Genomic DNA, 19,463 nt, shown 5'->3' on the forward strand with positions numbered 1-19,463 from the left:
AGCCAGAGAAATAGAAAAAAGGCCGCTGAGTTCTCCTCTCAGCGGCCTTTTTTGTTTAATCGTTTTTCGGTATACGTAAATAGTAATCGTCAGGCAGCTCGCGTTCAACCAACGCAGCAAAGAATTTGTTTCCAACCTCAATGAGACCAATTTGCTCCATAGGGGCTAAGCTATCATCTTTTACGACATTAGGGCCAAATACGATGGAAAGGTTTGAGGGTTGCATTTTGTTAACATCTGCTTTGTTCGCGATCATCGCAGAAAACTTTACTGTGTCTTGCACCATTTCTGGTAACCCATTCAGCGCAGGCAGATTTTCGAGGACTGGATCATAACTTTTCACGAAGTCCAACACCTTCGCTAACTCAGTGTCACTCATGTTATCTCTGAGGTTCTGCTTAAACGCACCCGCCAGCTCGTGCTCTACTTTGCCATGCACGTTGTTATCAAAGTCCTGGGACGTCCTGTTCGCAATCAGCTTGTTGATCTCGTTTTTGCTGCCATTTACGCGGGTTAGACCAACGGTCAACAACTGCTCTGGGTTCTGTTTAAAATATTCAATAATGCTCTTGTTCTGTGCTTCGGCTTCATGCTTATGCCTTACAGCGAAATCAATGCCAGTTGTAATCTGCTCGGCCGTTAGGCTGTGGGCTTTGCCATCGGTGTAACCGCAAGCTGTGCAGGCGTGTTTGTAAGCCTGCTCACCAAGCTCCTTGCCAAACTTATCTTGCAAAGCAGTGCGGAATGCGCCCTGATCTTGAGCTTTGGCAGTGCCTTCAGAAGAGCTCAGTTTGTGCCAGGAAACCAACTTCCCAGCGAGTGTGGAGCTGGCCTCACGGGTTTGCAGATCGCCGCCGTCTGTAACAGTCAGCTTCTGGTTCAGGTTACCGCTAATAGCAGCGCTTTCGGCTGCGCTTTGAAAATGTGAAAGGCTAATATTGGTCATACTCTCATACCCAAAGTTTCAAAAGAAGACTCGGCTGCAACACTGGCAGAATGTTGCCAGTCCATTTGAAGAGGAGCAGTGCTGTTCAATCGCTCATGCCAGGCAGCAGATGTGCTAATGAACAGATCCAGCTTTTCTTGCAGCGTGAAGGAAGATTTGTCGGTAATGCTAACCACCTGAGACAGGTTGATATGGTCTGTCGCCGGATCAAGGTTGAAGCTCATGCCGTGTCCGTGTGTGAGAACACAGTTCGTCTGCATCAGGGCCTTCATCTTCTCCTGATCATCGCAAGGCTGCGTACACAACACTGCATTGAACAAGAGTGTCTGCGTCTCATCGCGCCACTGAACAGTCATGAAGAGTTCTTGCTCCAGTCCAAGCAAGAGCGTGTTGTCTTCATCCAAACACAGTCCATCAAGCCCAATCCTTCGCCCGATCTCGTTGAAGAGTTCATCCAGTAGTTGACGCATTGCTATCTCGACTTTTCTGAAGCAGACGAATCTTTCTGCTTAAATATTTCCTGCTGTTAAGATCAGACTAGTATTCCTCTTGCAGCTATTCTGTTCTTTTCAGCACTCAAATGTGTTGCTACGCGTTTATACGAAGTCATTCTGAAGTAAGGTGTTTGTGCCCTCAGCAAGCCAGAAGGCAGCCGTTGAAACGGCATCGATCAGGCGCTCAGGAACTGTGTCCTCCTGCACGTCAGAGAGGCACCAACGCTCGCAATAAAGTGCCTGCATCTTGTCTTCATCAATGGCCAGACGTCCGGCTGCGGTCGATGTGCCAAGACAGTTGGCAGCAAGCATTGCTTTCAGGATGTGGGGTTGGTTGATGTCCAGACCCGGCAGATAGAAACTGAATTCCAGATTGTTGCCGTCAATGCGGCTCAAGACACCAGAAAAGCTGTCCTCAAAAAGCAGGGCCACATGCCCGGCTTCGTCAAACTTCAACTCCGGCAGACCAAGCGTCTCGCGAATAACCGGGACGATACGGTCCACATGATGCATCGTGCATCCCCTCAATTACGTTGCTTGAGAGGAAGCTAGCGAGTTGCCAACACCTGAGATGTGCTGAAAGGAACATTAAGGTGGGGGAATGCAAATAAAGACAAACTGCAGATGTGATCTGAACTTGAACACCATTACAAATAACAAAGGCCCCGAAGGTGTTTCGGAGCCTTATCTATGGATCTATTTTAACTGAACAGGCGAACTTGAAAACAAAGAATGTTTGCCTGCCTGGCGAAATGGCCTAGCTGTTCAGGGCTTCAAAGAGCGGCGGCTCCTCGTCCAGCCCCATCAGACGTCGTGCAGCAGTCAGAGTATTGCTCATCAGCATCGCGATGGTCATAGGCCCAACACCACGTGGAACCGGGGTGATAGCAGCTGTGTGACCGAGTGCTTCATCAAACGCCACATCACCCACTAAACGGGTTTTGCCTTCGCCCTTTTCAGGTGCTGGAATGCGGTTGATGCCCACGTCAATAACAGTCGCGCCCGGCTTCAACCAGTCGCCCTTGATCATCTGCGGACGTCCCACGGCAGCAATAACAATATCTGCAGAACGAACCACATCAGGAAGATCTTTGGTGCGGGAGTGAGCAATCGTTACTGTGCAGTGCTCTTGCAGCAGCAGCTGAGCAATCGGCTTACCAACAATGTTGGAACGACCAACGATCACAGCGGTTTTGCCGGAAAGATTATCGCCAAGTGCTTTCTTTGCCAGCAACACGCTGCCAGCAGGAGTACATGGCACAAGTGCACGGTCAGTATTGCCACTGCCCAGCAGGCCAACATTGATCGGGTGGAACCCGTCGACGTCTTTCTCAGGCTTAATGAGATCGAGGACCTTATTTTCACTGATGTGCTTTGGCAAAGGCAACTGAACCAGAATACCATGAATGGTGTCATCTTCGTTCAGTGATGTCACAAGAGTCAGAAGCTCTTCCTCATTCACATCAGCTGATAGCGTGTGTGTGACGGAGTTGAAACCACATGCTTTTGCGGTTCGGCCCTTGTTGCGTACATAAACCTGACTGGCAGGGTCTTCACCCACAATCACAACAGCCAAACCCGGCTTAATACCTGTCTCAGATTCAAGGCGTGCAGCACGTGCAGCAATCTCGTCGGTGACAGATGCAGCAATGGCTTTGCCGTCGATAATAAGAGCCTCACTCATGGCAAGTCCTATTTAAAGATCACGGTACGGTCACCGTTAAGGAGAATTCGGTGCTCCAGATGATAGCGGACAGCGCGAGCAAGAACCTGACTTTCCGTATCACGCCCCTGGGCGATGAGTTCGTTCACCGAATGGAAGTGTTCAACCCGGCTCACGTCTTGCTCGATGATTGGTCCTTCGTCAAGGTCTGCGGTTACATAGTGCGCGGTGGCACCAACCATCTTGACGCCGCGTGCATGGGCCCGGTGATACGGTTTTGCACCTATAAAGCTTGGCAGGAAAGAGTGGTGGATATTGATCACCTTGCCCGCAAGCTTCTCACAGAGCTCATTGGAGAGAATCTGCATGTAACGCGCCAGCACCACCAGATCGATGTTTTCGCGCTCTACCAGATCAACAATCTGGGCTTCCTGTTCCGCTTTGGTTTCTTTGGTCACTGGCAGATAGTGAAAGGTAATCTGCTCATGCTCAACGCGGGACTGATACTTGGTGTGGTTGGAAGCAACCGCCACAAGGTCCATCGGCAGCTGGCCAGTGGAGTTGCGGTAGAGCAGGTCGTTCAGACAGTGCCCCATCTGTGAGACCAGCACCAGAACACGAGGCTTCTTGGAAAGATCGTGCACCTTCCAGTCAAAACCATAGCCTGTTGCAACAGGGCCAAAGCCCTCTTCAAACTGTTCTTTGGTCATTCCGTCCGGTGCGTTGAAAGAGATGCGCATAAAAAAACGATCTGTCTCTGCATCGCCGTACTGAGCGCTTTCACAGATGTTGCAGTTTTGAGAAGCGATTGAGTTTGCAACCGCTGCCACGATCCCTTTTCTGTCTCCGCAGGAAAGGGTGAGCACATAGTTGGCCTTGGTGTTCATAGGAGGCTTAATCTACACGTTTGAACTGAATTTGCTGCCGCGCACAATAGGCGGGAGCACCTAATTTTTAAAGGGTAAATCAACACTGGGATGCAGAAAAAAGCATTGTGCTGCAGCAATGTGATTCTTTTTCATACCCACGGTAGAAACCACTAAAACCACTAAGCTTGTGCAGACAGATCCAGATAGGCAGGAGATAGGGTGCCAAGTAAGGAATTACCCTGATAAATGCATTGGGAGATAATCGGGTATCAAATCAACCAGATTGAGAACAACACCGTAGATTTCTAGATTGAGCTTCGGTGCGTGCTCTTAAAACCAGATTTTCGAGTGTCTGGAGGCGCATCTGTTCGACCGGTGGGCCGGGGGCGCGTCATGAAGCTCTTTATAGTACAGGAAAGCTTCCTTGATGAAGACATTACCGAGATCACCGAGGTGGTCTCCAACGGCCTTGCTGCGCGTCAACACAACATCACTCTGATCACCCTGACGGGCAAACCAAGAGACCTTTCCCACTACTCACCACGAATTACACCGGTATTTCTGGAAAAGGCCAGAGCCGCCGCAGCTGCAGCAGGCGTTGCCAGACTGGTCGAAAAAGAGAAGCCGGATATCATTCTCTCTCACGGCACAGGCAGCAACATCGCCTGCCTGTCCGCCGTCAAAACACGCTCGCGTTTGAAGGTGCCTGTGGCGATCACGCTCCATTCATCGGTTACCATTTCAGATCGTCTCGCCCTGAAAACCCAAAAGAGCGCAGCCACCATAGCAGTACCGCTGATTTATCGTGAAGCAGAGCGGGTGATTTGCACGCTCAAGTCTATCGAACATGTCGTTGATCTTTGCGAGCAGGTGCCCAAAGAAAAGATCAGTGTCATCTACAATCCTCTTGTTGAAATGAATGTGTTTGAAACGGCAGCAGAGCCGATTGAAGAGGAGTGGTTCGAAACCCACGGCACCAGCAAGGTAATAAGCGTCGGGGCCCCGTCCAGTCGCCATGCCCATCACCAGCTCCTCCGCGCCATGGCGCTCAGCCGTTACAAGGATAATCTGCGGGCGTATCTGTTGGGCAAGGGAGAGGAGCAGGAAGAACTCCAGCTGCTGGCTTCCAATCTGGCGCTCGATGATATCGTCACCATGCCGGGTGAAGTCACCAAACCGGAAAGGTTCCTGAGAGCGGCCAACGTGTACGTCTCAACATCTCAGCAAGACAGCGTGTCCGGAGAACTGGTGCGGGCAATGGCCTTGGGAACACCCATCATTGCGCTCGATAGCGGCGCAGGTGCCCGTGAAGTGTTGAGCGATGTCCGCAATGGCTGGCTTGTTCCATCAGGTGATGCAGACAAACTATCAGAAGCGATCCTCGCCGCAGTGAAGTGCGACAGATCCGACGACACTTTGGCGACCAGAGCACGTGATTTCTCTCAGGAACGTGCAATTGATGCCTATGAGAAACTGCTCCTCTCCATGATTTCTGAGCGTGTCACAGACCTGCACTAAGAGTGACCTCCATGGAATATGCAACCTAACTAGTTAATATAACTAGGTAAAATAGGATACCTCACGCCATTAGCGTGGGATAACCCGGCACACACCACAAGCGTGTTTGACCTGCAAAATCAGCATCAAGTATCCTTAGGTCAGCCGTGTTCTTGGCCAGTGTTTGAGTGTGCGTACAGCTTCGTTCTCCGCCAATAAAAGATATAGGTCATTGGAGCACCACTGTTGAGTGTCTGGTTCGGGTTTTGCAGCAAGACGAGGAGTTCTCCTGCGCCTACGGTGTGTCGGCGTTTCTCTCTTATGCTGTTCTTCCTGCTGTCAGCCTGCATGGTAGGCCCGGATTTCAAAAGGCCAGAGCTCTCACCAGAAGCCAAGTTTACCCGCAATGATCCAGGTGCGACTGTGTCTGCTGACATTCAGGGTGGAGCCTCGCAGAACTTTTCTACTCAAAGAGACCTGCCGGGAGAGTGGTGGGAGCTGTTTGAGTCGAAAGCCCTCAACACGTATGTCAGCCTTGCAGTCGCCAACAGCCCCACAATTGCTCAAGCTGAAGCCAATCTCAGACAGGCACAGGAAAATGCCTACGTGGCGGGTGCTGGGCTCTACCCAACCGTCACTGGCAATGCAAGCCGTAACAGACAGAAGTTCCCCATTGGTGGCGGCGGGGCGAGTGAAATTGTTGCGAACCTGAACCCCTTCTTCACGACCTACAGCTTGTCATTGGCCATCTCCTATACGCTTGATGTCTGGGGCGGCACACGCCGGAACATTGAGTCTCAAGTCGCCAACATTCAGTACACGCAGTTTCAGGTTGAGGCAGCGCATCTGACGCTCACATCCAATCTGTTGAATGCAGTAATTCTGGAAGCCTCCCTTAGAGGGCAGATCCGTGCGACTGAAGAAATCATCAAGGTTCAACAGCGGCAACTCTCCATCCTGCAGGCACAATTCAGGCTAGGGGGCGTGGATGAAAGTCAGGTCCTGCAACAGCTGGCAACGCTGGAGCAAACCAAGGCAACTTTGCCACCACTCCAGCAACAATTGGTGGTGCAGAAAAATCAGATCAAAACGTTGGGCGGCTTCTACCCCACCCAGGACATCGTGAAGGAGTTTGATCTCTCTGATCTGAAACTGCCAAGAAAACTGCCGCTAAGCTTGCCTTCGCAGCTCGTAGCGCGAAGGCCAGACATCCGCTCTGCTGAGGCGCAACTCTGGCAAGCCAGTGCCAACATCGGTGTTGCATTAGCCAACCAGCTCCCAAGCTTCCAGATTACCGGCAACGTGGGCAACGACTCCGACGTGTTCAACCGTCTGTTCTTCTCCGGAACGGGTGCCTGGCAAATAACAACATCCGTAGCTCAAACCGTGTTTGATGCTGGAGCGCTCAACAGTCAGCGTAAAGCTGCGGTTGCAGCGTTCGAGTCCTCTGCCGCTAATTATCGCGAGGTTGTGCTGACCGCATTTGGCGACACCTCCAATGCGGTCAGCGCTTTGAAGAATGATGCCCGCGCCCTGAAGGCCAGTCTTGCAGCCGAACGCTCTGCCAGAAAGAGCCTGCGCCTGACCCAGCAACAGTACAATTTAGGCGCAATTGATCTCACAACACTGTTGCTTGCAGTCCAAACCTATCAGCAAGCGAAGATAAATCTGGTGCAGGCACAAGCCGCACGTTTCACAGACACTGTCGCACTGTTCTTTGCGCTCGGCGGAGGGTGGTGGAACCGTCCCAATGCCGCACCAATAAGGGATGGAAGACCTCTGACCATCATCTCGGCTGTCCCGCCATTCAATCGCAAACAGATTCAGCCGGTGAACCAGCCATGAATGAACGCAAAAAGCCCAACACCAAAAAACACATGATCATTATGCTGATTTGCGTCGGTATAGCGTTTGGTGGGCTCTACGGATTTCAGCTCTACAAATCCAGAATACTTGGGAAGGTCGTGTCAGGTCTGCAAAACAAGATCGAGACCGTCTCCTCCTACAAATCCACCAAACAACTCTGGACCGAAAAAGTCTCGGCAGTTGGCACGCTTGTAGCAATCATGGGTACTGATTTGTCGCCTGAACTTCCCGGTACGGTGACCCATATCAACTTCGCATCTGGTGAGGACGTCCAGAAAGGCGCGCTGCTGATTGAGTTGGATACCACACAGGAGATTGCGCAACTAAAGTCCTTACAGGCTCAGGAAACTCTGGCGCGTCAAACGCTGGACAGAGACCTGAAGCAATACAAAGTCAACGCCGTCAGCAAACAGCAGATCGATTCCGACTGGTCGAGCCTGAGAGACTTTCAGGGACAAGTGCAAGACCAGCTTGCGATCATTGCCAAGAAAAACATCCGTGCTCCATTCTCAGGCCGTTTGGGCATCCGCCAGGTTAGCGTTGGCCAGTATCTCAATGTGGCCCAGCCCTACGTCAACCTTCAGCAGCTTGATGATCTCTTCGTTGATTTTTACATCCCCCAGCGCTTTCTGGGCACCATCAAGCGCGCTCAGGAAATTGAGGTCTCGGCTGATACCTATCCGGGAAAGTCCATCAAAGGCAAAGTGGTTGCCATAGATGCGCAGGTTGACATCAACAACGGTAACGCCAGAGTACGTGGTCGCTTTGCAAATCCGAATAAAGAACTGATCCCGGGCATGTTCGTCGATGTGCAAACAGTGATATCGGCGCCAAAAGAGCAGGTCACAGTGCCGCAAACGGCAATCACCTACAACTCCTATGGGGTCAACGTTTATGTGCTGACTAAGACCGACGAAAAGCACATGGATAAACCTGTCTACACTGCCAAGCAGCGCTTCATCGAGGTCGGTGCAAAACGAGGTGACCAGATCGTGATTTCAAAAGGTCTTAAGGTGGATGAGCTGGTAGTGAGTGCAGGGCAGCTCAAGCTCCGCAATGGCTCCAAGGTCGTCATCGACAACTCAGTGCTGCCACTCAATGACCCTGACCCGAAACCCGTAGAGCAATAGGTGGGCCATGAACAGTTTCACAGAAATTTATGTTCGTCGCCCCGTTCTGGCCTCCACCATCAGCCTGATGATTTTGGCGCTGGGCTTGCGCGCAATCTTCTTACTACCGGTGTTGGAGTATCCAAAGACGGAAAACGCTGTCATCACCATTTCAACCACCTTGTTCGGCGCCAGCGCTGAGACTGTCGCGGGCTTCATCACCACCCCGCTGGAAGAAGCAATCGCGCAGGCCAACGGCATCGACTACATGACCTCGACCAGTGCCAGCACGGTCAGTACCATCACAGTCAATCTGGTGCTCAATTACGACGCGGACAAAGCCCTTACGGAGATCAACACTCACATCAGTTCGGTGCTGGACCAGCTGCCGCAGGAAACCCAGAACCCGGTACTCACAATTCAAATCGGTGAGACCATCGATGCCATGTACATCGGTTTCACATCCGACGTGATCGACCGTAACCAGCTCACGGACTACATCGTCCGTGTTGTTCAGCCTCAAATACAGGCGATCAACGGAGTTCAAACCGCTGAACTTATTGGCGAAAAACGCTTTGCAATCCGCGCCTGGCTGTATCCGGATAAACTGGCTGCCTATGGCCTCACCGGCACAGACATCGCAAATGCTCTGGCCCGCAATGACTTTATCTCCGGCGTAGGCAACACCAAGGGCCAGATGGTGCAGGTGGAACTCACTGCCAACACCAATCTGACAGATGTTGAAGATTTCCGTCAGCTTGCTGTGGCAGAAAGTGATGGTGCGATCATTCGCCTGCGTGATGTGGGCAGAGTGGAGCTGGGGTCAGAAGATTATAATCTGGCTGTGCTCTATTCCGGCAAGGTGGCCGTGTATATTGGGGTGCAGGCCGCGCCAGCCGCAAACGTGCTTGCCATGTTGGACCAAGTACGTCAGGTCGTGCCCAAAATCCAAAATGGAATGCCCCCGGGACTGGAAGCACGGATTGTCTACGACTCCGGTCTCTTTATCAACGCTGCAATTGATGAGGTAATCAGCGCCCTTCTTGAAGCATTAGTGATCGTAACCTTCGTGGTCTTCCTCTTCATCGGCTCCCTGCGCACGGTAGCCATTCCCATCATCGCGATCCCGCTATCGCTCATAGGCACCTTCTTCATCATGCTGGTTTTGGGCTACTCCATCAATCTGCTCACACTCTTGGCCCTGGTGCTCGCCATCGGCCTCGTGGTGGATGATGCAATTATCGTGGTGGAGGATGTAGAACGACACATCTCGGAAGGCAGCACGCCGTTTCAGGCTGCCGTTCAAGCCGGGCAAGATCTCGGCAGACCCATTCTCGCGATGACGGTCGTGCTTGTAGCAGTGTATGCCCCCATTGGCTTTCAGGGCGGTTTGACGGGAGCCCTGTTTACAGAATTCGCCTTCACAGTGGTTGGTTCGGTGACCATTTCAGCCATTGTAGCGCTCACTTTGACACCCATGATGAGCTCCAAGATCCTGAAAGCGAGATCACAGGAGACCTCAGGCTGGGATGATGCCATGACCCGCACGGTTGATGATATCTACGACCGGTTCCGCAAACGCTACTTGCGCGCCTTGGAAGCCTCACTGGACAACAGACTGGTCGTTCTCACCTTTGCCTTTCTGATCCTCGCCAGTATTCCCACACTCTATTCCACCTCCCAGCAAGAGCTTGCACCTCAGGAAGATCAGGGCCTTGTTCTGGCGCAGTCAACGCCAGCACCTTCGGCCACCCTGCAACAAAAAATGCTCTACACAGAAGAAATCTATCGCATCGCCCGAAAGTATTCTGAGGTTGAAGGCGTGTTCCAGCTGGTACTGTCCTCTAGCGTGCTGTCTGGCGTTCTGCTGACACCGTGGGATGAGCGCGACAAAACGGCCACCGAACTGCAATACGCCATGCAGCCCCCGATGGAAGGCGTGGCAGGTTTCAAAACCGTGATGTTCCAAAACCCGCCCTTACCGGGCAGCAGCGGCTTGCCCGTGCAATTCGTCATCAAAACCACCCAACCCGTCGATAAACTCAACGCTGTTGGGTCACAAGTGCTGGAAAAAGCGCAGGCCACGGGTAAGTTCATCTTTATTGATAAGGACTTGAAGATCGATAAGCCGCAGGGCAAAATCAACATCGATCGGGATCGAGTCGCCGAGCTCGGGCTCACTCTGCAGGATGTGGGGCAATCCCTCACAGCGCTCATGAGTGGCGGTTACATCAACTACTTCGATTTTGATGGCCGCTCTTACCGGGTCATCCCGCAAATCATTCAGTATGACCGCCTAAATCCGGAACAGCTGTTGGACACCTATATCCGGGTGCCGAACAGCTCGGCAACTCCAAGCAGTGCGGCGCAAAGCGGAAGCTCGTCACCCAGCTCCGCTGCCAGTTCATCGGCAGCAGGTGCGTCAGGAACGAACACAAGCAGCAATGCTCCGCGCAGTACAATCGTGCCGCTCTCCAGCGTTGCAACGTTGGATATGCAGGTCACGCCAGAATTCATTCCGCACTTCCAGCAACAAAACTCCATGACGCTCTCCGGCGTACCCAGCTTTGGGGTACCTCTGGCGGAGGCCTTGCAAGTCCTGCAGCAAATAGCGGCAGAAGAACTGCCAGAAGGTTATGATGTTGATTACGCCCAACAGTCGCGCCAGTTCGAGCAAGAAAGCAGCGGCTTTGTCGTCACATTCGTGTTTGCGCTGCTTATTATCTTTTTGGCACTTGCAGCCCAGTTCGAAAGCTTCCGTGACCCGATCATAATTCTCGTCTCGGTTCCAATGTCCATCGCAGGGGCGCTGTTCTTCATCAATATCGGATTGGGCGGAGCGAGCATTAACATTTATACGCAGGTTGGGATCATCACGCTCATGGGCCTGATCTCGAAGCACGGCATTCTGATCGTGGAAGTTGCCCGCGAACTCCAGGAAAATCAGGGCGCAACCAAACGTGAAGCCGTGATTGGCGCCTTGCAAATCCGCCTGCGCGCTATCCTGATGACAACCGCCGCCATGGTGCTTGGCGTGATCCCGCTAGTGCTGGCAAGCGGAGCAGGCGCAGCCTCTCGATTCAACATGGGGCTGGTGATTGCGACTGGCTTGTCCATCGGAACACTCTTCACTTTGTTCGTCGTCCCAAATGTCTACATGCTCATTGCACAAGATCGCTCCAAACTGGCACAACCCGATGATAAAGCGGAGGAATTGCCAAAGGGAAACGGTGAACCAGACCCAACCTGATAGCGCAGTGAAACAGGGCAAACTCTCAAAACGGCAGAATTCCTTGAGGTTTCAACCCCTCTGGGAAATGAAAGAAGCAGGTTTCAGATAAGAAATTACAAAGGCAAAAGCCCAGAGCAGCACGCCAGTTCCAGCACTCACACAATCCGCTTTTATGCTCACCTGTGGAACACTTGTAAGTTTCTCACAGCAAAAAGAAATTGAGTGGTTGCCTATTCCAAATCATAAAGCTATAACCCGCCCCACACACAGCGATGGGGTGTAGCCAAGTGGTAAGGCAACGGTTTTTGGTATCGTGTACCGTAGGTTCGAATCCTACCACCCCAGCCATTTTCTCCTAAAAATCGTTATATGACAGAGACTTAAGCGATTAATATTTCGCATAAGATTCGATGTAGCACATAAGTGTAGTACTCAGCTGCCGTACATAGCGATCCTCAGCCATTAGATTTTGCGCGCTTCAACTCTCAATCTTGAAGGGTTTTAGCTGTGTCAAAAAATTCAACACATTTATCGTCGAGGCGCTGTTTATTATTGGCAGCGAAGGTTACCAAAAAAACGTATTCAAGACTCTCAATACGAAATTCCTTGCAAAAATAATTGTATTGAGCGTGATGAATACGCGGGACCGTCCGGCGAATACAAAAATACGCAGCCTGAAAAAATCCAACTTTGTTTGCAAGCGCGTGAGTTATGTTTAGCGAAACAGAGGGCTTCACTACTGACAGCCTTCAGTGAGATTGTGTTTCGTGAATATAGGCAAGGTATGCTTTCGGGCTCGCAGGTAGTAGTGATGGTACAGGATTTTGGGATCGCGTTTATGCGCGATCTCGATGCTGCTGCCTTGCTTGCGAAGCAGCGCGCAGACTTCAATATTGATTTTGAAGAAACGAAGGAAAGAGTCCTGTATTGGGTGCACAAGCTTTTTACTGCTCATGGAAACAAGGTTGAGCTAAGAGACCGTGATCGAGCGTTGATGGCTCAAGATGGGCTTGGACTGAAAGAAATAGCGGCAGTTGAACAGAGATTGCGTGACTGCGAGTTTCGTGCAGATAAGTTTGTAGACTCAGGCAAAATTGAAGCCGTACTTAATAGATATGACATTGAGAATAATGCAGCGAATGTCTTCGAAAACCGTCAAGCATACTTTCGAACTGGAACTCAAGTTTTAAAGGATTCAGGGCGTAGGTGGCAGGGTGAGTTTGCTGAAGATGCTCAGCTATTATCTCAAGCAATCACTGCTGAAGTGCAACCATATAGCTATCAAATCAGATCTATGCCGAGCGTTGGCATGCAATCAAGTTTTGAGAGTTCGCCGGAACCGTCTGGATGCTCGAACTTTAATCTTAAGAGTTCTGTTCAGACGCAAAAAGTGTCAACAAAGGAAATCGCAGAAAAGCTAATTCAAGACAAAAGAAGAGATAAAACGTGGGGAGACCCATCTGAGAAACAATGTCGAACGGCAGCAAAGTTGTTTGTGTGGGCGACAGGCGTTGAGCTTATTGGAGAGATGAGGGAAAGTGACCTGCGTTTGTTCCGTGACATTATGCTCAAGCTACCAAAAAGCTTTGGTAAATCCCCGAAAGATTATGAGCAGTCATTAGAGAAAGTGCTGGAGAAAGCAAGCAGGATGCAACCGGATGAAGTGGCATTCTCACCATCGACAATTAATAAGCACTTTCAAAAGCTAGATGACATGATTGTGTTCTTTAACTCGGGCGCTGATCATCAGAAGCTTCATTGGTTTAACGGTACGGCGCACTATCGAACAAAGCGGAAGGGCCGCGCGAAGGAAGATCGAAACCCATTTCAGCCAGATACGATTACGAAAATTCTTGGTTATCCGTTTTTTACTGGCTGTAAGAGTGACGTGAGACGCCATATTGCAGGAGACATTATTGTTCACGATGCTCAGTTTTGGGTTCCCATAATTGCGGCACATAGCGGTATGCGTAGGTCTGAGATTTCAGGACTGAAAATATCTGATGTTCGATGCGCGGACGGCATCCATTATTTTAATATCGAAGAAAACGAACATCGTGGCTTAAAGAACAAACAGTCGAAGAGGCTTGTGCCTATTCATCAAGCAATTTTGAAGCTTGGTTTTCTAGAATACATCAAGGAGCTTAAGGCACGCGATTTTAGTGACCTTTTTCCTGAGCTGCATCTGATTTACAAGGATAGTGGCACTGGAGAAGCTTTTTCTAAGTCAGGTTGGAATGCTGCGATACCTAAGATTATCCCTGATCATAAAGAGAAAAAGCTATGCTTTCACAGCTTTAGGCATAGTGTCATAACAGCTCTGCATCGCTTAAGAGTTGACCCCAACGTGTGTAAGAACATCGCTGGGCACCTTGGAAAAGATGTGCACGAGGAGCGCTATTTAGAAACCGCAAAGCTTCAAGTGCTCGCTGATGCGATCAACCAGCTTCCAAGCTATATAGATCATCTCACCAAACGACCTGTCAGGCTATCTCCGAAGCTTAGTAAAGCGCGACGAAGGCAGAAATCTTCAAAAAAGCAGGATGCCTGAGCAATAAAGCGACCACTCAAGACGAAGGCACCAAGACTGACAGTGGTGCCTTTCGCAATTTGTCGAGAGAACTAGCAGAGCGTTTCGAAGCTATCGGAGTTGATGCGTATCGAAGTGAGAATGAACGCTACTTGAAGCGTTGTCGTGCAGGACAGATTGAAGTTGTCGAGCTAGGGCGTCCGGTCCGGCAGTCCCGAATTTTTCCTAGCGTTTCAAGCCAAAAAAATCTTGAAATCGTAGAGTGTTACAATGAGTTCATTCAATGTGAAGGAGAAGATGACCTTTTCTTTTGGACCTTTGCTGCGCCTGCTGGAAAGTGCCACCTCGCAGACTTGATAAAAGAATACGAAGCTTTCAGTGAGTTAGTGTCCGCTGAAGTCAGGTACCTGAAGCGTACGTTCCAAGTAGATGTCCACCTACTCGCATTTCATCCGCGCTATGATAAGGACGAGGAGCTGTTTGACCTACACATTCATTTCATGGGCCGAGTGCCTCTAGAATACCGGGTGGCTGCACTAGGTTATCTCGATGAGAAGTTCCCGCGTGTAGACCGTAAAGATAAGCCGGTTGAGAGTGTTGTGGCTGCTGTGACCTATATGCTCAACGGCGTCTATCCCGTTGACAAAGTTTTGGGCTTACCTGAAAGGCCGCTTAAGGCTCTCTGGAAGTTATCTCAGAGCAAAAAGCAGCTAGTGCGGAAAACGGGTACGTTTGCGCTCTGGAAGAGGCTTAATCATCCAGAAAAGCGCGGAACCAGACAGAGCGCTAGAAATCAAAGTTCAAGCACTCCCAGAATGCCGGGAGACTATTTTATTGCATACATCCCACCTCGCTCCGATGAGTACGGAGAAACGTTGCAGTTATGGGAACGGATCAAGCCATAGCACAAGATTGAATGATACATTCTTCCACTATGGGCAGCGCAATTCGAAAAACTGTTTTTAGCTGGGATTCATCTGAGAAACAGACGGCAACTGAGGGGCCAAGCTTTTATAGTCGGTTATGGGTGCTCTCAAGAATATCCCAGTCCTCAAGAAAAAGCCCAGTAGCGAAGCTTTCAACAATACGCACTATAGCACCAGCTCTTTTGCAATACGTTGGATGGACTTCACATTGCAACCGAGTTGCCGGGAAATCGTGCGTTTGTTTAAATCCTGAGCCAGCAATGAAGCCACTTCATTTCTGTCGATCTGCTTTTTGCCGCCCTTGTACTTTCCCTCCTGTTTAGCCTTGGCAATTCCTTCAGCTTGTCGTTCGCGTCGGAGATTGGTCTCAAATTCTGCAAATCCCGCAAGCATAGTCAGGAACAGCTTCCCTTCACTTGTGCGGGTATCAATATTCTGTTTCAGGATCTTAAGTGCGACGTCTCGGTCTTCTAATTCTTTCACGATCTGAAGCAAGTCGAGAGCTGAACGGGCAAGACGGTCCATTCTGGTTACGACCAGAGTGTCGCCGGACTGTAGAAAGTCCATCAATGTCTGTAATTCTTCACGACCGGTTCTTGTTGTGCCAGTTGCCTTCTCTGAACGAACAACCTGATAGCCCACTTCGTGCAGTTCGGCTTGTTGAACCGCTAAATCCTGATCGGTACTTGAAACCCGTGCATAGCCGTATGTTGTCATAACTACCTCAAAATTGATTGCAGGCAGTCTGAGACAAGCGAGTCTTGACCTCAATGTCTGGTGGGGACAAATCGAGATAACCGACCCTGATGTCGCCTAGTTTTCAGCCGTTTTGCTATGGAGCGGAATAAGGACATTAGGGTGTACTCTGCGCAACTAGGATTTTGAGTTCCGCATCGAACTAGGAAATTCGAAATTGGCGGCGGGTGTGGGTTTAAAAATGTCTTGTATATCCCGCGCGCGTTTTGGTTCAAACTTCTCCCAAAGCGAATTATCAAATTCAAGGCTGATAGCACGAAGTTTTTGTTGGAGTTCCAGAGCTGTCGGATTCTTAGGTTCAACCATTAGCCAAAAATTAATTTTTCCCAGCAATTTCTCTAAGATCAGGGGGTCTCTTGATGCCTTCCAGTTGCAATGCTCAAACAACCCATATTTTATTATGTAATAAGCGTTCTGTTTAATTTCTCTTTTTTTCTCACGTGGCAAACATAGTCGCCCGCTTGCAATCGAAACTCCCGCAAGGATTTTCGGCCTATTGGGTCCCATAAACCTAGTCTTGGCTCGATTTATTCTGAACTTTTGTTCTAAGAGAATTTGGGCAACTTCGCTTTCTATTCTGTCATGGATATGCTTGCCTGAAATAAAAATATCATCGGCATATCGAGTGTATTGATAACTATATTTTTGTGAGAGTTCTTTTAGTTTTCTATCAAGAGGAGCAAAAGCCCAGTTGCTTATTGCGGGGCTGGTCGCTGCACCTTGCGGTAATACGTTGTTTCTACAGCAAAGGTCAGACATTAATACCGAGAGTTCTGGCCGGTATCCAATAGCTGCGAAAAGTGCTTGAACTTGTTGGCTTTCGATAGTTGGAAAAAAGTCTTTTATATCAATTCTTAGTATGGATTCTTGCTCTCGGTGCACTTTAGCGTTCGTTATCACGGAGCGGCTAGCAACATAACCATGTACGGCCTCGTGAACTGGAATTTTGCGTAGTATATTTGCCACGATCCATCGCTGAACGTGAAGAAGAGTTGGTGACGGAACACTAATGTTTCTAAAGCCACCTTTTCGCTTTGGGATTGAAAATGTGCGGTAGTAGTGAGCTGAATTATCCGCAAGTTTTCTCAGAAAAATTTCAGACACACCCGTAAGGATCGAAAAGTGCTTTTCGCCAAAGATTGGAGGAAGCGATTGAGATATGAGGTGCTTTACATATCCTATAGCCCCTTCGAGTTGCTGCTGTTCGTGCGATAAATGTGTTCTGAGAAACTCTTCCCAGTCTTTTACATTATTCATGTTTAATATCAGTGATTGAAGCAGGAAACTGCGATACCATAAATAATCATATCAAAAACCAAATTCCTATAAAATTAATTTATAGGAACGTTAACGGGCCCCTGAGTTGATGTGGCGACTGCGCCACATACTATCGCAGATCCTGCTTCAATCACTTCTATCTTGATCTTGGCGATTTACAACCGGATTTTTCTCATTTGTTGTCACTTTTTCTGGGAAATACGGCTGCATAGGCGGTGGTAGTTGGCTTTCATTGAGAGTCGGGGTTGCCCAATAGCGATCTATGTTCATGAAGATTTCTTTACGGTGAGCATAAATCCAATTTCGCCCTTTTTGTGTTGCTTTGACAACGACACCTACTCGTTCAATAAGTTTGTGCTCTTCAAGCTCCGTCACGGTTATGAGAATCTGGCTTGGAGATAGCTGAAATTGCTTATGAAGCAGATATAAATCAACTTCCGCGTTGGCTTTATAAATTGTCGCTAATATCTGTCTTTGATAGGAGGTGTATTTCATATTAAACCCTGTTTAGCAGAGTCAATCGTTGCTGCCCATTCACATCTTCAGGCCACCAAAAAATTGGGAACACGTTGTTTGGCGTATTCCCATTCTCATAATAATATAGAGCCTCGGACTTCCCCCATCCAAAAATGTGTTTCTTCAACTTTTTATCTCTGGCTACTTGGGCAAGCTTACCCTCAAGAGTTTTCATAATCTCTATTGCTTCAGGCCTTTTACTTTCTTCAATGTGACTTGAGATGCCGGGCCTCATATCCTCTAAGAAATAAAAATCATCGATAAAATCTGGAAATTTTTCAAAGGCATCTTGCATAAGTGCAACGAGCGCGATCCGTATTGATAGGCCTGAGGCATTGTTTAGTTGGTTTTTGAACCTGTTTAGCTCTTTATCTATTGTCTTTCCTGTTCCGGAAAACTCATCAATAATTATGACATTAGCAATATGAGTGTGCTGATTACACTGTTTTGCGGCTTCTTCTATGTCTATGACGAACAAATTTGGTGTCCATGCGCCACGCTTTGCCATGGCTGGCTTAAGGTGCCATAAAATCGCTTGAGAACTATCGGCACATTGCCCCCGATTTAATGCGACAATGATTGTATTGTGTGGGGTACATCCCCATTGGGTAGAAATGGTTTCAGCAAGTCCACCTAGAAAGTCACTTAATCGATGTGAACAAACGTAAGTGAAATTTCCTAATAGCTCAAAGATTAATGTTTTCTGTTCAGCGTCATCTAGCTCTTCAATAAGAGCATCCATTTCAGTTTGTTTTTTATGTAGCCAAGGCTGTTTTTCCAAGGCAGCAATCATCTGAGAAAAATCGCCTCTGGGTTGTATTTTTTTCGATCTTGGGATTGCGTGGTAATTTTCTACATTGAAATGCGTCATTGGACTTTGTCAGATAGTAGAGTTTAACTTGATATTTAGAGTATCTACCGTATTTACCTGAAAGGTCCATATCTAGGTGGAATATTGTTCAATGAAATATTGAATTTATGTTCCCACAATCCCTTGTTCTTTGCATCCATTCACGCGATTCTTGTGTTGAGGCCACACGTTAGCCGAAGCCAACGCTTCAGCCAGCCATGTGGTTGTTACCACAGCTGGGAAGGGGGCTGTGCCCCATGGGCGCTAACTTAAGAGATAACTATCTGATATTATTAATGTAAAATAAATTCTGCATACGGGGCAAAAGGCATGCACATTTGGTTCTTTTGGATGACACCGGCAGTGCGATGTAAAAGTCTCACTGCCGGTTTCTTAAGTCAGGAGACTAGGTAAATTGGAAATCATCAATATGAAGATCTGAGACCTGTACCCCTTTCAATGTCACTGAGTTGCTGTCATCCAAGCTGATTACAGTATCGCTTCCATTATCACTTGCTGCGGTTAGCATGTCCTCAAAGTCCGCGAATCTATTAGTGCTAAAACGGATGACATCCTCTGATCCTGCCCCTGCAACAAAGTCGGCAATGACATCGCTTCCAACGCTAACGCTAGAGAAGACAAAAGTGTCGGATCCCATTCCTCCGAGCAAGATTTCCCCCAGAGTTGTCCCAAAGATCAGATCGGTATCAACTGTGCCGTGCAGCTCCAGCCGGCCATCATTAAGCACCTTAATCTCACTAAGTGTTGTCCCATCAGCAAACTCATAGCGCTCGATATGCGCACCAGTTTGCACCATGAGAGCCCCTTCACCGGCCCAGTCAAACGTAAGGGCGCCATACCAGGAACTCTCTGGGCCAGCCTCCGAGGTTCTGACAGTCAGATCTGCCAGCGTCAGGTCGGTGAACCGGAC

At 49.1% G+C, this 19,463-nt stretch carries 15 protein-coding genes, 1 tRNA gene and 1 pseudogene; 7 read left to right on the forward strand and 10 right to left on the reverse strand.

Annotation, left to right across the window (positions count from 1 at the left end; translation table 11 throughout):
- Nucleotides 1-55: 55 nt before the first annotated feature.
- From PsAD46_RS06180 to purU, 5 genes are all read right to left on the reverse strand, one after another.
- Complete coding sequence (locus PsAD46_RS06180; protein WP_063286901.1) at nucleotides 56-946, reverse strand: Rho GTPase-activating protein; 891 nt, start codon at nucleotides 944-946, stop codon at nucleotides 56-58.
- Entirely contained in the window at nucleotides 943-1,416 is a 474-nt protein-coding gene (locus tag PsAD46_RS06185) for a type III secretion system chaperone (protein WP_063286902.1), read from the reverse strand. The genes PsAD46_RS06180 and PsAD46_RS06185 overlap by 4 nt, the downstream gene beginning before the upstream one ends.
- 126 nt (nucleotides 1,417-1,542) lie before the next feature.
- A complete protein-coding gene (locus tag PsAD46_RS06190) occupies nucleotides 1,543-1,953 on the reverse strand; it encodes a type III secretion system chaperone (RefSeq protein WP_063286903.1) in 411 nt (136 codons plus the stop codon).
- Nucleotides 1,954-2,197: 244 nt separating this feature from the next.
- Nucleotides 2,198-3,124 carry a bifunctional methylenetetrahydrofolate dehydrogenase/methenyltetrahydrofolate cyclohydrolase gene (locus PsAD46_RS06195; RefSeq protein ID WP_063286904.1) on the reverse strand — a complete coding sequence of 309 codons (927 nt, stop codon included), beginning with the start codon at nucleotides 3,122-3,124 and terminating at the stop codon, nucleotides 2,198-2,200.
- A gap of 8 nt (nucleotides 3,125-3,132) precedes the next feature.
- Entirely contained in the window at nucleotides 3,133-3,990 is an 858-nt protein-coding gene (gene purU, locus PsAD46_RS06200; protein WP_063286905.1) for a formyltetrahydrofolate deformylase, read from the reverse strand.
- Nucleotides 3,991-4,365: 375 nt separating this feature from the next.
- Between purU and PsAD46_RS06205 the strand changes: the two genes are divergently transcribed.
- The 7 genes from PsAD46_RS06205 to PsAD46_RS06240 all read left to right on the forward strand — a co-directional run bounded on the left by PsAD46_RS06205 (nucleotide 4,366) and on the right by PsAD46_RS06240 (nucleotide 15,111).
- Complete coding sequence (locus PsAD46_RS06205; protein WP_057464789.1) at nucleotides 4,366-5,490, forward strand: glycosyltransferase; 1,125 nt, start codon at nucleotides 4,366-4,368, stop codon at nucleotides 5,488-5,490.
- A 300-nt stretch (nucleotides 5,491-5,790) separates the two neighbouring features.
- Entirely contained in the window at nucleotides 5,791-7,314 is a 1,524-nt protein-coding gene (locus tag PsAD46_RS06210; protein ID WP_084404350.1) for an efflux transporter outer membrane subunit, read from the forward strand.
- On the forward strand, nucleotides 7,311-8,465 hold the full coding sequence (locus PsAD46_RS06215; protein WP_063295311.1) for an efflux RND transporter periplasmic adaptor subunit: 1,155 nt from the start codon (nucleotides 7,311-7,313) through the stop codon (nucleotides 8,463-8,465). Before PsAD46_RS06210 ends, PsAD46_RS06215 begins: the two co-directional genes overlap by 4 nt.
- A gap of 7 nt (nucleotides 8,466-8,472) precedes the next feature.
- Complete coding sequence (locus tag PsAD46_RS06220; RefSeq protein WP_063306388.1) at nucleotides 8,473-11,694, forward strand: efflux RND transporter permease subunit; 3,222 nt, start codon at nucleotides 8,473-8,475, stop codon at nucleotides 11,692-11,694.
- A gap of 255 nt (nucleotides 11,695-11,949) precedes the next feature.
- Nucleotides 11,950-12,024, forward strand: a tRNA-Gln gene (locus PsAD46_RS06225).
- Nucleotides 12,025-12,514: 490 nt separating this feature from the next.
- Nucleotides 12,515-14,227, forward strand: coding sequence for a site-specific integrase (locus PsAD46_RS06235; protein WP_193776916.1), 1,713 nt, complete (start codon nucleotides 12,515-12,517; stop codon nucleotides 14,225-14,227).
- Between the two features lie 59 nt (nucleotides 14,228-14,286).
- Nucleotides 14,287-15,111: a hypothetical protein gene (locus tag PsAD46_RS06240; protein WP_153040701.1), complete on the forward strand. Its 825-nt coding sequence runs from the start codon at nucleotides 14,287-14,289 to the stop codon at nucleotides 15,109-15,111.
- Nucleotides 15,112-15,297: 186 nt separating this feature from the next.
- Here the strand turns inward: PsAD46_RS06240 and PsAD46_RS06245 are convergent, their stop codons facing one another.
- The 5 genes and pseudogenes from PsAD46_RS06245 to PsAD46_RS28075 form a co-directional block, all read right to left on the reverse strand.
- Nucleotides 15,298-15,849 carry a recombinase family protein gene (locus PsAD46_RS06245; RefSeq protein WP_063306390.1) on the reverse strand — a complete coding sequence of 184 codons (552 nt, stop codon included), beginning with the start codon at nucleotides 15,847-15,849 and terminating at the stop codon, nucleotides 15,298-15,300.
- Nucleotides 15,850-16,005: 156 nt separating this feature from the next.
- Nucleotides 16,006-17,145, reverse strand: a complete 1,140-nt coding sequence (locus tag PsAD46_RS06250) for a retron St85 family RNA-directed DNA polymerase (RefSeq protein WP_063290764.1) — start codon at nucleotides 17,143-17,145, stop codon at nucleotides 16,006-16,008.
- A gap of 147 nt (nucleotides 17,146-17,292) precedes the next feature.
- Nucleotides 17,293-17,661 (reverse strand): hypothetical protein, encoded by a 369-nt coding sequence (locus PsAD46_RS06255; RefSeq protein ID WP_063290763.1) that lies wholly within the window; start codon nucleotides 17,659-17,661, stop codon nucleotides 17,293-17,295.
- 1 nt (nucleotide 17,662) lies between these two features.
- Nucleotides 17,663-18,553, reverse strand: coding sequence for a hypothetical protein (locus tag PsAD46_RS06260; RefSeq protein ID WP_063306391.1), 891 nt, complete (start codon nucleotides 18,551-18,553; stop codon nucleotides 17,663-17,665).
- 385 nt (nucleotides 18,554-18,938) lie between these two features.
- Nucleotides 18,939-19,463, reverse strand: a pseudogene (locus PsAD46_RS28075) (hypothetical protein); the annotation flags it as partial.

Origin of the sequence: Pseudovibrio sp. Ad46, from assembly GCF_001623065.1 — a bacterium.
GTDB lineage: Bacteria > Pseudomonadota > Alphaproteobacteria > Rhizobiales > Stappiaceae > Pseudovibrio.

Coding starts and splice junctions, on each gene's coding strand:
- PsAD46_RS06180 (WP_063286901.1), bottom strand. CDS start 946: ATGACCAATATTAGCCTTTCACATTTTCAAAGCGCAGCCGAAAGCGCT.
- PsAD46_RS06185 (WP_063286902.1), bottom strand. CDS start 1,416: ATGCGTCAACTACTGGATGAACTCTTCAACGAGATCGGGCGAAGGATT.
- PsAD46_RS06190 (WP_063286903.1), bottom strand. CDS start 1,953: ATGCATCATGTGGACCGTATCGTCCCGGTTATTCGCGAGACGCTTGGT.
- PsAD46_RS06195 (WP_063286904.1), bottom strand. CDS start 3,124: ATGAGTGAGGCTCTTATTATCGACGGCAAAGCCATTGCTGCATCTGTC.
- purU (WP_063286905.1), bottom strand. CDS start 3,990: ATGAACACCAAGGCCAACTATGTGCTCACCCTTTCCTGCGGAGACAGA.
- PsAD46_RS06205 (WP_057464789.1), top strand. CDS start 4,366: ATGAAGCTCTTTATAGTACAGGAAAGCTTCCTTGATGAAGACATTACC.
- PsAD46_RS06210 (WP_084404350.1), top strand. CDS start 5,791: ATGCTGTTCTTCCTGCTGTCAGCCTGCATGGTAGGCCCGGATTTCAAA.
- PsAD46_RS06215 (WP_063295311.1), top strand. CDS start 7,311: ATGAATGAACGCAAAAAGCCCAACACCAAAAAACACATGATCATTATG.
- PsAD46_RS06220 (WP_063306388.1), top strand. CDS start 8,473: ATGAACAGTTTCACAGAAATTTATGTTCGTCGCCCCGTTCTGGCCTCC.
- PsAD46_RS06235 (WP_193776916.1), top strand. CDS start 12,515: ATGCGCGATCTCGATGCTGCTGCCTTGCTTGCGAAGCAGCGCGCAGAC.
- PsAD46_RS06245 (WP_063306390.1), bottom strand. CDS start 15,849: ATGACAACATACGGCTATGCACGGGTTTCAAGTACCGATCAGGATTTA.
- PsAD46_RS06250 (WP_063290764.1), bottom strand. CDS start 17,145: ATGAATAATGTAAAAGACTGGGAAGAGTTTCTCAGAACACATTTATCG.
- PsAD46_RS06255 (WP_063290763.1), bottom strand. CDS start 17,661: ATGAAATACACCTCCTATCAAAGACAGATATTAGCGACAATTTATAAA.
- PsAD46_RS06260 (WP_063306391.1), bottom strand. CDS start 18,553: ATGACGCATTTCAATGTAGAAAATTACCACGCAATCCCAAGATCGAAA.